Source organism: Clostridium sp. BL-8 (assembly GCF_002006495.1).
In the GTDB taxonomy this organism is placed as follows: Bacteria; Bacillota; Clostridia; order Clostridiales; family Clostridiaceae; genus Clostridium.
On the sequence record NZ_LZZL01000046.1, the window covers coordinates 14,940 to 28,356 of the forward strand.

11 protein-coding genes and 1 tRNA gene are annotated in these 13,417 nt (G+C 31.1%); 9 read left to right on the forward strand and 3 right to left on the reverse strand.

What is annotated here, in order from left to right; translation table 11 throughout:
- Positions 1-124 precede the first annotated feature (124 nt).
- From CLOBL_RS28070 to CLOBL_RS15910, 4 genes are all read left to right on the forward strand, one after another.
- Positions 125-271 (forward strand): hypothetical protein, encoded by a 147-nt coding sequence (locus CLOBL_RS28070; RefSeq protein ID WP_009167542.1) that lies wholly within the window; start codon positions 125-127, stop codon positions 269-271.
- 267 nt (positions 272-538) lie between these two features.
- Entirely contained in the window at positions 539-1,777 is a 1,239-nt protein-coding gene (locus tag CLOBL_RS15900; RefSeq protein ID WP_242953859.1) for an MFS transporter, read from the forward strand.
- Positions 1,755-3,659 carry a ribosomal protection-like ABC-F family protein gene (gene abc-f, locus CLOBL_RS15905; RefSeq protein ID WP_077859945.1) on the forward strand — a complete coding sequence of 635 codons (1,905 nt, stop codon included), beginning with the start codon at positions 1,755-1,757 and terminating at the stop codon, positions 3,657-3,659. The genes CLOBL_RS15900 and abc-f overlap by 23 nt, the downstream gene beginning before the upstream one ends.
- A gap of 210 nt (positions 3,660-3,869) precedes the next feature.
- Positions 3,870-3,944, forward strand: a tRNA-Arg gene (locus CLOBL_RS15910).
- A gap of 64 nt (positions 3,945-4,008) precedes the next feature.
- Here the strand turns inward: CLOBL_RS15910 and CLOBL_RS15915 are convergent.
- A complete protein-coding gene (locus CLOBL_RS15915; RefSeq protein ID WP_077859946.1) occupies positions 4,009-4,275 on the reverse strand; it encodes a tyrosine-type recombinase/integrase in 267 nt (88 codons plus the stop codon).
- Positions 4,276-4,391: 116 nt separating this feature from the next.
- Between CLOBL_RS15915 and CLOBL_RS28075 the strand changes: the two genes are divergently transcribed.
- On the forward strand, positions 4,392-4,565 hold the full coding sequence (locus CLOBL_RS28075) for a hypothetical protein (protein ID WP_179117772.1): 174 nt from the start codon (positions 4,392-4,394) through the stop codon (positions 4,563-4,565).
- Positions 4,566-5,454: 889 nt separating this feature from the next.
- Positions 5,455-6,837, forward strand: coding sequence for an MATE family efflux transporter (locus tag CLOBL_RS15920; protein ID WP_077859947.1), 1,383 nt, complete (start codon positions 5,455-5,457; stop codon positions 6,835-6,837).
- A gap of 298 nt (positions 6,838-7,135) precedes the next feature.
- Here CLOBL_RS15920 and CLOBL_RS15925 read toward each other — a convergent pair whose 3' ends face one another.
- Positions 7,136-7,636: a phenolic acid decarboxylase gene (locus tag CLOBL_RS15925; protein ID WP_077859948.1), complete on the reverse strand. Its 501-nt coding sequence runs from the start codon at positions 7,634-7,636 to the stop codon at positions 7,136-7,138.
- A 573-nt stretch (positions 7,637-8,209) separates the two neighbouring features.
- On the opposite strand from CLOBL_RS15925, the gene CLOBL_RS15930 reads away from it, so the two are divergent.
- Positions 8,210-8,851, forward strand: coding sequence for a lactate utilization protein (locus tag CLOBL_RS15930; protein WP_077859949.1), 642 nt, complete (start codon positions 8,210-8,212; stop codon positions 8,849-8,851).
- A 377-nt stretch (positions 8,852-9,228) separates the two neighbouring features.
- Complete coding sequence (locus CLOBL_RS15935; protein ID WP_077859950.1) at positions 9,229-10,020, forward strand: hypothetical protein; 792 nt, start codon at positions 9,229-9,231, stop codon at positions 10,018-10,020.
- Between the two features lie 503 nt (positions 10,021-10,523).
- Here CLOBL_RS15935 and CLOBL_RS15940 read toward each other — a convergent pair.
- Positions 10,524-11,141 (reverse strand): TetR/AcrR family transcriptional regulator, encoded by a 618-nt coding sequence (locus CLOBL_RS15940; RefSeq protein WP_077859951.1) that lies wholly within the window; start codon positions 11,139-11,141, stop codon positions 10,524-10,526.
- Between the two features lie 165 nt (positions 11,142-11,306).
- Here CLOBL_RS15940 and CLOBL_RS15945 point away from each other — a divergent pair, with 165 nt between their 5' ends.
- Entirely contained in the window at positions 11,307-12,734 is a 1,428-nt protein-coding gene (locus CLOBL_RS15945; RefSeq protein ID WP_179117773.1) for an MFS transporter, read from the forward strand.
- Positions 12,735-13,417 lie beyond the last annotated feature (683 nt).

Consider the following 13,417-nt stretch of genomic DNA (forward strand, 5'->3'; position numbering starts at 1 on the left):
AAGTATAATGATTATAATATAACATTCTTTTAGAAATTATGATTAAGCAATAGTTGCAATTAGCGTTTGAAAGTAGAGGAAATACATAATTTCTAAAGTAGATTTTTTATAAGGAGGGTAGGTTATGGCTAATATAGTTGGTACAATTGAAGTTATTTCAAATAAACAATGGATATCTAGCAGTTCGTTTAATAAAACTGCAATTTTAGCATTTAACGGGAGAAGTGCGTCCATTTTTAGAATAAGTACCGATTATAGTGTAAATCCATGATCTATATCTTTAAGTTAGTTTAAATACTGATAAATAAGGATTTTATAGGACTCAAGGTTTATACTTGGGTCTTTTTTGTGTACATGAAATTATAGGATGCAGTTTTTCCATAAGCCTTTTATTATTAACCTTTAATAAAAATATTTTAGGTTAGTAAGGGGCTTATTTTTGTTTGAAAAAAATCAGTATTAAGGCACAAGTAAAGAATAGGTAATGCTTCTAGCTACTATTTATTTTTTTGTGCCTAAGATTTTGGAGGAGATAAACATGAAGGAAAAATTGAAACGAAATATAAAAGTCAGTTATATATATAATTTTTTATTACAATTGAACATCACTTCAGCCATATGGGTCTTATATTTAGGCTTCAAGGGCATGTCGTTAATTGAGATAGGAGTCTTAGAATCAATTTATCATATAACATCAGTGTTATTTGAGCTGCCTACAGGGGTTATTGCAGATTTGTATGGAAAGAAGTTCAGTGTAGTCTTAGGGAGGTTTGTAAGCATAATTTCATGTATTCTAATGATTATGTCAAATAGCTTTTTAGGCTTTGCAGCTTCCTTTGTCTTAAGTGCTGCAGCAATGAACTTAAATTCTGGAGCTGGAGAAGCTTTGATTTATGACAGTCTTAAAGAACTTGGGGAAGAAGAAAAGTATAAAGTATTGTGGGGAAATCTATCTTTCATTATGTGTATTTCCCAGGGAATAGCGGTTTTATTTGGAGGAATTTTGTCTGATGTAAGGTTCTTATATGCGTATATACTAGGAACAATTGTGCAAATTGCTGCATTAATAGCTGCCTACAATTTCAATGAACCACAAGTTCATAAGGATGATAAAGAAGAAATTCAAGGAAGTTTAATAATAAATCAATTGAATACTAGTATGAGAGTACTTAAGAAAAGAAAGATAGTATTGTATTTAATATTATTTTCAGCATTAGCAGGAAGTCTTCAAACTACTGTGTTTTTCTATAGTCAGCAGTATTTCTCAGATATGAGCTATTCAAAAACCATGATTGCGGTAATATGTGCAGTAAGTAGTCTGCTCGAGGCAGTAAGCTCAAAATACGCATACAAGGTTGAGAATAAATTAAGCTTAAGAGGAACGTTAATAAGCATATCGATAGCAAATATAATATCTCTGCTAGGCTTAGGCTTAAGTAAGGAGTCAGCCATAGTTTTCTTTCTACTGACTTCAACAACAGGAGGATTAGCTTTTACTGTACTCAGTACTTATATAAACTCAAGGATACCATCGGAATATAGGGCAACAATACTGTCTTTTGACAGCTTTAGCTTCAGCATTTTTATGATAGGTGTATTTCCGCTCTTTGGTCTTTTAGCAGAAAAGATTGGATTTTCAGTAACCTTTGAGCTTATAGGGCTTTTATATATACCAGTAATGATATTATTGCTATTAAAGATTAACAAGCACAAGAATATAGAGGAAAAATTAAAAGAAACTGGGGGAAATGAAAATGATAGAATTAGCTTTGAATAAATTACAAAAATATTATGGGGCAAATATGGTTTTAGAGAATGTGACCTTTGATATTCAGACAGGTGAAAAGGTTGGGATTGTAGGAGGAAATGGATGTGGAAAGAGTACTCTTTTAAAAATAATAATGGGGGTTGAAGGTTATGAGAAAGGCACAATATCAATTAAAAAGAACTCAACTCTTGGATACCTTGAGCAGATGCCGGTATACCCTAAAAACTTTAAAACAATTGATGTGCTAAACACAGCTTTTGAAAATATAGATAGATTGCAAAAAGAGATGGAAGTTTTGGAAAAGCAATTAGCAGATAACAATGAAGAAGATATGGAAAAGCTTTTGAATTGTTATTCAAAAGTTCAGATGGCTTATGAAAGCCTTGGAGGGTATGAAAAAGAAGAAAAGTTAAGCAAGGTTTGTGTGGGACTTAAAATTAATGAAGAGTTTAAAAATAAACTATTCTCTGAACTTAGCGGAGGAGAAAAAACCACAGTGATTTTAGGAAAAATACTTCTTAAAAATCCAGATATACTGCTTTTAGATGAACCATCTAATCACTTGGATTTAGAAACTATGGAATGGCTTGAAGCTTATCTTAAAGAATATAAAGGTATAGTTATGATAGTATCTCATGACAGATATTTTCTAGATAATGTGGTTACAAGGATAATAGAGATAGAGGATATGGTATCTACAAGCTACGAGGGAAACTATACAGCATATGTTAATGAAAAAGAGAGACAGCTTAAGCTTCAAATGGAGGCGTTTTTAAGCCAGCAAAAGAAGATAAAAGAGATTGAAAAGTCCATAGCTCAGCTTAGAGATTGGGGAATGAGAGGAGATAACGAAAAATTCTTTAAAAGAGCTGCAAATATGCAGAAGTTTTTAGATAAGCTTCAAAGAGTAGATAAGCCAGTTTTGGAAAGATCCAGTATGAATATTCATACTAATATTGGAGAAAGATCAGGAGATAATGTGGTCATAATCAAGGAATTAAGTAAGAGTTATGGTAAAAGAGCTCTATTTAATAAAATAGATTTACTAATTAGAAATAAAGAAAGGGTAGCTTTAATAGGCGCAAATGGCTGTGGAAAGTCTACTTTGATAAAGATATTACTTGGAGACTTAAGAGCAGATAATGGAACAGCTGCTTTAGGAAGCGGCATAAAGCTTGGATATTTACCGCAAAATATAAGCTTTAAAGATGAAAACAAGAGCATATTGGAAAGCTTCAGAGACGGAATAACAATAACAGAAGGAAAGGCGAGAGAGTACCTTGCAAAATACATGTTTTTTGGGGAAATGGTATTTAAAAGGGTTGGTTCTCTTTCAGGAGGGGAACGGAGCAGACTTAAGTTAGCAATGCTCATGTACAATGAGATAAATCTTTTGATTTTAGATGAACCAACAAATCATTTGGATATAGATTCGAGAGAAGAGCTTGAGGGAGTTTTAAAAGATTTTACCGGTACACTTTTCTTTATCTCTCATGATAGATATTTTATAAATAATATAGCAGACAGAGTTGTAGAGTTAAAGAACAGTTCTCTAGTATCATATGCCGGTAATTATGAGTATTATAAGGAAAAATCAGCTGAGCTTAAGGCATCAGGAGAAGCTCTAAGAAATACTGATGCTGGTAATAAAATTATAAAAAAACAAAAAGAAAAAGCAGTTAAAACAACAAAGTCAAATAATAATGAGTTTAAAAAGCAAAGATTAGAAAAGCAGATAGAAGAATTAGAAGAAAAGCTAAAAGTCTTAGAAGCAGAAATTAATGAGAATTGTGATGATTATGAAAAGATAAATAACTTGTATGAGGAAAAAGTAAATCTTCAGCAGCAGCTTGAGAGCTTTATGGAGGAATATTTTGAATATGATTTCTAACTTTAATATATAACGCATCCTTTAACTAATATTTATTTTCATGTGTCTTAAAAGTCGCCAAATCATGAAGATTTGGCGATTAAACTTTTGATTTTATTTGATAAGTTTACTTAAGTAGGAAAGAAATATAAATTATTAGTTTGACAATGACACATAATTATAATAAAATTTAAAGGTACGAAATAAATATGTTTAAATTTTTTGATATATGCTCCTATAGTTAAATGGATAGAACAATCCCCTCCTAAGGGATAGATGTGAGTTCGATTCTCGCTGGGAGTACCATATAAAAGCTACAACTTAGTTATATGAACGGTTGTAGCTTTTATTGTACTCAAAATACCGATATTTAACCGACATTTTTGAGTAAAAAAATATATAGATCATTAAAAATATTATTTAATAGGTCGGCTGTTTGCTTTTTCATTGAAGGTAAAACTTGACTATAAGTATCCCATGTTATTTGAGTTGATTTATGACCGAGCCTTTCAGATATGACTTTTATATTTTCACCTTTAAGCAATAATATAGCAGCATGTGTATGCCGTAATCCATGTATAATAAATTGAGGTAGCTGCTCGTTGATTTCCTTATTGTATGAAAAGTAAATAATTATTTAAATTACAATTCAATAATATTATAATAATCCTATGTTCCGTAAAGATGGGTGCGATGGTTTTTGAATGTTTACCCACCTTTGGCTGTTAGAAATAATGGTTTAAGGAGGTGGTATTGGATTTGATAATTTGTGTTTTGATAGTATCAGTAACATTAATTTTAGTGATATTAGTTAATAGAGCTTTGAGAAGCAGTTCCAAGAACTGTGATTTTAGTCTTGAAACTGGCATAAAAGGTTTTAAAATAAATTTTAAGACAACAGAAAAGAACGCCCCATCTGACAAATAAGCGTTCGTAATCTAATAGCCCTAAAACTAAAAAACGTTCTAGGATTAGCTTAGTATTAGCAGTACTAAGCTTTTCTATTTGTATTGTATCATAAAATATAAACAACTATAATTATATATATTTTATTTCCGAGTAGTATTTAAGTGAGTAAAATAAGGGGTTAATATAAATATTAGATTAAGAGATATCTTTGAGTTTGTTAAGATTATCTATAGGAATTTAGGTGTTTTTACTCTAATTTAGCACTCTAACTATTAAGCTTTTCTTATTTATATTATGACCAATATTAAACAAAATATAATTAAGTATGATTTGAACTTATTTATATTGTATTAAATGGTTTGAAAAAGTATTCGAAAACTACACTTTAGGTCATAATAATTAAATTTAAATATGGAAGAAGATACTGACAAAATACCGACATTTTCAAAATATATTTAAACGTACAAGGCAGTTTATAGATATATGTGATTATCAGTAAAGTGGCTAAAATACTTGATTTGTATAGGACTATATTTGTAAGGATATAGTCTGATATATTTTATTTATATTAATAATGAAAATATAGTTGATAACCCAATAGCGTTATTACTTGATACTGATACGGTGAACTCTATTATAAGTGAATGCGAGCTTGACAAAAATTTCACAACGAATTACAATGGAAACAATTACTATAGTATATATAATATGGTAGGTATTGATTTAATTAGATACAATATAGTTGAAAAGAATGACTTAAATTTTTACAAGGCAGAAAGTTCTATCATAAAAAAGCAACTATTTTCAATACGATGAATCAACTAGCACAATACTTTATTATAGGAATTTATAATTAACAATATATTATAAATATATAATTCAATATAAACTTTTTGGAGGTAATAATATGACTGAACTTGAAAATTTTATTTTGGAAGGTAGTATCAAAAGATTACTCTTTAAGTTTTCTCTCCCTGCCATAAGTGTATTTTTAGCTAATGTATTATATAATATTATTGATGCAATTTTTATAGGTAATCAGCCTAATGGTAGCTTAGGAATTGCAGCTTTAACTATAGTTTTTCCTATTCAACAAATAATACTGGCCCTTTCTCAAATGATTGGAGTTGGAATTGCTTCTATAACTTCCAGAAGTCTTGGAGCTGGAAATAAACTAAGAGCAGAAAAGGCTGTGGGTACTGCATTAACATCCTCTATTCTATTAGGAATTTTAATTATGGTTGTAGGACTAGTTTTCATCAGACCCATGTTATATATTTTTGGTTCCTTGGAAAATATACTACCCTATGCTGTAACATTCTTTAGAATTACTTTATATTGTAGTGTTTTTTTTGTTTTTAGTATTATTAGCAATAGCATCATACAATCAGAAGGACATGCTAATATTGCTATGATAAGCATGATAATAGGACCTGTAATTAATATTCCGTTAGATTATATATTGATTACAAGACTTCAATATGGGATAAAAGGAGCTGCCATTGCTACAGACATTTCGCAAATAATATGTTTCATATTTTTACTAGTATACATCTGTTTTAATAGTAAAATTTTAGGGGTAAAAGTTAAAAATTTAACAATTAATATAAAGTTATTAAAGGAAGCGATTTCCCTAGGATTATCTACGTTTATGACTCAACTGGCTTATGGAATTCTAGCCATAGTATTAAATAATTCATTAAAAATTTATGGAGGATCTGACTTATATGTTTCTGCAATTGGTATATATAATCGTGTATTCGGGTTTATTACCATTACTATGTATGGAATTAGACAGGCTCTTCAGCCTATTATAGGATTTAATTATGGTGCTAAAAAATTCGATAGAGTAAAACAAAGCTTAAAGCTTGCAATTTTAGCATCAGTTTTAATTTCATTGGGATTTTTAGTTATAATTATTAGTTTTACAAATAAAATAGCGGGTGTTTTTACATCTGATAATGAATTAGTAGCATTGACGGTTCCTATTTTAAGAGTAATGATATTTATGAGTCCTTTAGTAGGCGTTCAAGTAATTGCTTCAAGTTTTTTTCAGTATATTGGCAAACCTAAGCCTGCATTATTTTTATCAATAATGAAACCATTCTTATTTTTGATACCATTAATGTTAATAATCCCAATATTTCTTAAAGTCACTGGTATTTTTGTATCTGTTCCATTAGCTGATTTTCTTGCTGCAATGATATCTTTAATTTTTATATATCGTGAGATAAAAAAGATGAATGAATTAAACTTAATTCAAGGAGAAAATAAAAATGCACCTGTTTAGGAGAATTTTGAAGCTAATAACATCAAGTGAAACTTGATTCAGGTGGAGTTTGATCTCCATCTGAATTTTAGTTGAACTTATCTAGGGTCGTGTCACTGTTATCTCCCACTTTAATAGAAGATTGGAGTGTTAAAGTGGCTAGACTAGACATCGGATAAATAAAAATAGCAGACAAATATAAGAATTTATTATGAATTAATCATAGCATATAGATAGTTCTCTATCTATATAAACAAAACGCTATCCTCTTTAAGAATAACGTTTTGTTTATTTTATGGATATATATACTTTTACTTATTTAAAAAGTCAATTTTCCAGAACGAATATCATCTGTCATACCTTCATAAGGTGCTTGAGATATAACTTTCTCATTATTTATTCCCTCATTTTTAAAATAAGTGATGTTGGCAAACTCTGGAACAACATACTTTGGATAAGTCTCATATTTTAAACGAGATTCGTGCATTAGGTCAATAAAGTCATTTTGGTAGCAAACTGTAATTTCAGGATGTTCATGAACCCATTTAGGGAAGAAAATAACACCATGCATACGTTTATCATTCGGCATAAAATTTAGAGAAACATCTGTACCAGTTGGTTCAGTCCATGAAACTTTATAGACTCCATCTGCAATTTTTACAACATCTACTTTTTGATCACGGACCCAGCGTCCTGCTACCATTCCACTATGGATACGATAATCGAGAGTATCTTCATTTTTAATATAAAATTCATATTCCCAGCCATTTTCGTAAGTATAAATAAAATGACTTCCAAAAAATTCGTTTAAATCTTTCACTATAAATCACTCCTAGATGTATATTTAAATATATATGTAAGTACAAACGTGTATATATTTACATGTTTATACTTACATAAAAATTATATGCTTATGAGATAGGAATGTCAACTTAAATTTAGAGTGCAAGGCCTAAAACGTTAGGGTGTTGTACAATAACAGAAAGTAACAAAGAAATGACAACGAAAGTTATTGCTATGATAGGTTCTGTTCTCCTATCATTGTTTTTAATATGTGAAGATAAATTTTATTGTAATCTGCACAGTATGTAGATTTGACGTAATAAATTATAAAAGTGTTCTTTGATAATTGAATAATGCGGTATTAATTAAATATGATATAATAATTGATAAGTTTGCAATTAGCACGCAAAATTAATATATAAATAAAAGTGAGGATAAAATAGGATTAATATAGAAGAACTAGTTCAAAAGCAATTAGGCTTTTATAATAATCATGATTTAGATGGTTTTGTATCTACTTATTATGAAGATATTGAAATTTATAATTTGATAGATAATTCAATTAGTATAAGAGGCAAAGAGCAATTAAATAGAAAGGATATATGTTCAGATGGATAATGATGTTTTGTGGTTTTTAGAAAAACAAATTGAGAGAACTATTAATAATTTAAGAAAACGCAATATGGCAGGATTTTTTGTCAAAGATGAAGTTGAACTAATAAAACTTTTAAAAGAACTTATAGATGAAAATTCTGTAGTGGGTGTAGGCGATTCAATTACACTTTTTGAAACGAGAGCTATAGATTTTCTTCGTAAAGGGAACTACACTTTTTTAGATAAATACAAAGAAGGAATTACAAGTGAAGAAAAAAAACAAATATATATTAAAAACTTTTCTGCTGACACTTTTATATGTAGCACAAATGCATTAACTGAAGAGGGAGAGATTTATAATATTGATGGAAATGGAAGTAGAGTTGCACCAATGATTTATGGACCTAAGCAAGTTATCTTAGTAACTGGTATAAATAAGATTGTTAAGAATATAGAAGAAGCAGAAAAAAGAGTCAGAAATTACTCGGCTCCAATTGACGCAAAAAGATTAGGGAAAAACACTCCATGTACTACTTTAGGATATTGTGTAGATTGTAAAAGTCCAAATAGAATATGTAATGACTTTACAATAATTAAAGGGCAATTTATACAAAATAGAATAAAAGTAATTATCGTAGGAAAACAGTTAGGATATTAATTGTTTATTTCACACATTCTTAAATTATAAATCACTAAAAATAAATAGCAAATTGTAAAATCGTATTATTCTATAGAATAAATTTATGATTTTTTTAGTGCGTAATTCATGGATGAATAAAAAAGAGGTGAATTTATATTCCCCTACTATGTAAAATTTAATAGAAAGCTTTGATTTACACCACATGCCCCCACTTATTTGCTTTAAATTCCATAAATGAATTTTTAGAAATATATAAGTATGTAGATTTGATGTAGTAATTAATATGAATTACATTCCTTAAAAGCTGAACAATATTATATTTACAATTTATGTTATAATTACTTCTAAATAGTAGATTATATCTTGAAAAACAATTGTGGAGGGAATTATAATTTATGAAAGAAATTAATATGTTAAAGTTCGATGATAATGTAAAAGTACATTACACAAATAAAAAAATATCCCTAGCAAAAGAATATAGTAAAAGAGTCCAAAGTCATTGGGAAAGCCTTTTAAACACCGGGAAAAAACTTTTTAATGGTGATGTATTTACAATTTATAAAATAAAGATTAATGGAAGTGAAATACATATTTACGTTGGATTAACTAACTATGCACATTTTTTATATACAATGCATAAAAATAATTATGAAGATGATGATTGTAGAATTATCCACACTTCTGTACTGATTGAAACTATTGATAATAAGTTTGCTATTGGAGAAATGAACGAATGCACAGCTTTTCCTTTCAAATTACAATTTATTGGTGGTGGAATTGATAAAGAGGATATTAGCGGGGAATTTTTAAATTTGGAGCATAACATAAAAAAAGAAATTTTAGAAGAGCTAGGAATACAGATAGAAAATAAAGAAATTGTAAAAAAACTGAAACCTTGCTATTTGAAAAGTGGTGGAAAAAGAAATTTTTTATCAGCTATTTTTAAACTTGACTTATTGATAAATGAAGAGGAACTTGCTGAACTCTTAAATATACATAATAAAGATTTAGAACTAAAAATGGAAATGCAAGAAATAAGGAATTTAATTTTTATCAATTCTGATAAAGAATCTATAAGAGAATTTGTTACCACTGATAAAAGAGAGAGAGATGAAAATCTAATTGCAACATTAGAGGCTGCAGTTGGAATAAGACCAGTTTCAGATTATTATAGTGTTCTGAATTAAAAAAAATAATAACTTAATTAGTAATATATATAACACATTATTCTAAATGAATAGTGCATCTTTTTGCCCCAAATTATGAAGAAAGAAGAGGGACATTGTATATGTTAGAAAGTGTATTTATGGTTCAATAAAATAACCGACAAAATACCGACATTTTATAAACACATATAAATGTATAAGCTATTTTGTAGATACAATATCTTTTTGCTAAGTTTTGAAGATAGGCGCTTTACATAAAATTATATTTGTAAAAGAATTTATAAAAATATTAAAGTTTTTCCCGCTGGGAGTACAAATGTACAAAAAAAGAAAGGCTTAACTGCAACGGTTAAGCCTTTTCTTATTCAAAAAGTTGTACTACTATAGATATTCCTACCAGTATAAATCCAGCAGATTTAAATTACTTATCCAATTAACGAATTCATTAGTTAATCCAAGTAACTGCGTTATCATGCCAACTTTTACTGATGGATTTACACAAAAAAACTTTTATATGGCTGCTGTTACGTGAAATCAAACAGATACGCCATCAAGGCATCAACTCCAGCCTGCAAAATCCGATCTTCCGAGATATCGTTTTCCCGGAATGCAATTTGTTCTGTGGTGACAGAAATAAGATTACAGAACAGAATCGCAGCCGCTTCTATATCTTCCACTTTAAGAATTTGTTTATGCGTATTGAAAAACTCCATTGCTACATGGAGACGATGGTTTCGCTGCTCCGTAAGAATATGTGAAATCACAGTGGAAGAATAAGAAAGGGAACGAACGTCTGTATAGATGCGTTGATAACTCTTTTGAAATTCGGCTACTCGGACTATCTGCTTTTTCAACCACTCGCGGATATCTTCTTTTGATTTTATCGTGACTGATTCGGAAGGAAGCAGTTGAAGGAAAATCTGATTCCTCTGGTTAAGTATCTCATGGAACAAATCGTCACGATCCTTGAAGTATGAATACAGGCATCCAATGGAAACATTAGCGGCTTTTGCAATGTCTTCGGTGTTGGTGCCGTAATATCCCTTTTCCTGAAATATTTTAAAGGCAGCATCAACGATTTTTGACCGAGATGCGATTCCTCTGGACTGCCTAGGTCTGCGGATAGGTCTTGCTTCACTCATACGATCACTCCTTTTATCGTCATTATATTCTCCGACAGAATACTTGTCAATAATATGTGAGGAATTCCTCGCATACTATTGACAACGATGAACTTGCGGCTTATTATAAATGTGAGAAATTTCTCGTATTTTAACATCCTTATCTTGGAAAGGAGAGTGGTACCTATGAAACATACTTCACGTACAAAACTACGAAACATTTTGATTACCGTTGCGTTGGGCAGTTTTATGAGCCAAATCGACAACAGCATAGTAAACGTGTCATTACCGGTAATTCAAAAAGATTTTAACATTTCTCTTACATTGACCGAATGGGTGGTTACTGCATACCTCATTACTATCAGTAGTATGTTATTGCTATGCGGAAAACTGGCGGATGCCTTTGGGCGAAAACGGATTTTTGTAACAGGGCTGTCGATGTTTACGGTGGGCTCGTTGATATGTGGCCTATCTGGAAATATATACATATTGATTTTTGGGCGTATCACACAAGCAGTAGGAGGAGCCATGATAATTTCATCTGGGCCGGCAATTTCCACTCATGCTGCCGAGGAGAAAGACCGCGGCAAAGCACTTAGCGTGACAGCTGTCTCCATTGCCATAGCCCTTTGTCTCGGTCCGCTTCTTGGTGGCATATTGACTGCTGCATTCGGCTGGAATAGCATCTTTTTTGTCAATGTTCCAGTGGGCTTGATTGCTATCTTTTTGGCTGTTCGCAACATTGAAAAGGACGAGCCACAGACAACAAATGCACTGTTTGACTGGAAAGGCGGAGCTTTGTTTATTTTGTCTCTGTGGCTGATTTTAATCCCGCTTGATACGGTAGGAGAATCCTATATGTCTACTGGATTGTTTATCGGATTGTTGGCTGCTGGAGTCATACTTTGTTTTCTATTCGTGCTTTATGAACGCAAACAGTCGAACCCTATTTTGCGCATCACCCTGTTTCGCAGCCGAATATTTGTTTACAATGGAATAGCGGCAATGCTTAATTTTACAGCTATGTACATTTTTATCTTTCTTTTGCCGTTCTATCTTGAAACTTTTCGGCACTTTGCTACGGTTCAAACCGGCCTTTTGTATTTGCCTATGCCTCTCGCCTTTATGGTTGCGGCTCCGATCAGCGGTTCTCTATCCGACCGAATCGGCAGCCGTGGACTTTGTATTGCTGGCATGGGGATTATGGGTGCCGCTTTATTGCTGATGGGCTTTCTTGGACAGAATACTGGGTTGCCTTATCTGATCTTTGTGGTAGCTCTGATCGGGATTGGGTATGGTATGTTTCAAACGCCCAACAACAGTGCTGTTCTAGGAAGCGTTCCCGACGCGGACAGAGGGGTAACATCAGGCACACTTTCCACCATGAAAAACATTGGTATGATTCTGGGCGTAACCGTATCAGGAGCCTTGTTCACAACATTACAAGCTTTGGGAAAACAGAATGCAACAGCACAAGAGCTGAGTGCTCAAGCTATTGAAAGCCAATCGTTTACTTTTGCCCTGCATATCACATTTTTCGTTGCGATGGTCATTGCCTTGCTGGCGATGGTTGCCTGCATTCCGACAAAAATGCACGACATGGGTAAACAGTAATATGTTTTTCGCGTTACTGGGAAACAATGAAGGAAATCATAGCAATAGCAATTCACGTAACTTATTGTCTTGTGCTATTGCTATATTAGCTATATACATTGAAGTATCAAATGCTGCTTTGAAATATATATTATTATGATGAAAACTCTTACCTACAAAACATGGTAAGAGTATTTTAATTTTTCATAGAAGGAACGTCTAATTAAATATGTAGAGAGAATAAAAAAGTTAAAAATTGTTTACATAACATTTGATAAAATTTAGGCAAATGTAAAAAGTGCTATAATTGTTGATATGGTGGAAGATGCAGATCGAGTGATTATAATTTAACTGGAAGTATTTATGTTTTAGATGATGGCTGTTTTTATATAGAATATTAAGCGAGGGGGAATTTTTATGAATATTGAATCTGAGGAATTATTTAAAAAAGATTTTATATCATTTTTTATATCGTTGGACTGCAAGAATGTAGTTAAAAACAATTTAACTGTATTAGGCATGGAAATATAAATAGGATGGTCAGATTATTAAATAAGAAATATTTAAAAGAAATTATGAAATTAACTTAAATAAGTGTATGTCCGATAGTTGTCCGTTTTTCGCCTTGGGCTGTTAAGATAATAGTCTAAGGGGGCGGTGTTAGATTTGATAATTTGTGTTTTAATAATGAAAAAGAAATTTAA

Excerpts from the sequence above, each read along its gene's own strand:
- CLOBL_RS28070 (WP_009167542.1), top strand. The coding sequence starts at position 125 with ATGGCTAATATAGTTGGTACAATTGAAGTTATTTCAAATAAACAATGG.
- CLOBL_RS15900 (WP_242953859.1), top strand. The coding sequence starts at position 539 with ATGAAGGAAAAATTGAAACGAAATATAAAAGTCAGTTATATATATAAT.
- abc-f (WP_077859945.1), top strand. The coding sequence starts at position 1,755 with ATGATAGAATTAGCTTTGAATAAATTACAAAAATATTATGGGGCAAAT.
- CLOBL_RS15920 (WP_077859947.1), top strand. The coding sequence starts at position 5,455 with ATGACTGAACTTGAAAATTTTATTTTGGAAGGTAGTATCAAAAGATTA.
- CLOBL_RS15930 (WP_077859949.1), top strand. The coding sequence starts at position 8,210 with ATGGATAATGATGTTTTGTGGTTTTTAGAAAAACAAATTGAGAGAACT.
- CLOBL_RS15935 (WP_077859950.1), top strand. The coding sequence starts at position 9,229 with ATGAAAGAAATTAATATGTTAAAGTTCGATGATAATGTAAAAGTACAT.
- CLOBL_RS15940 (WP_077859951.1), bottom strand. The coding sequence starts at position 11,141 with ATGAGTGAAGCAAGACCTATCCGCAGACCTAGGCAGTCCAGAGGAATC.
- CLOBL_RS15945 (WP_179117773.1), top strand. The coding sequence starts at position 11,307 with ATGAAACATACTTCACGTACAAAACTACGAAACATTTTGATTACCGTT.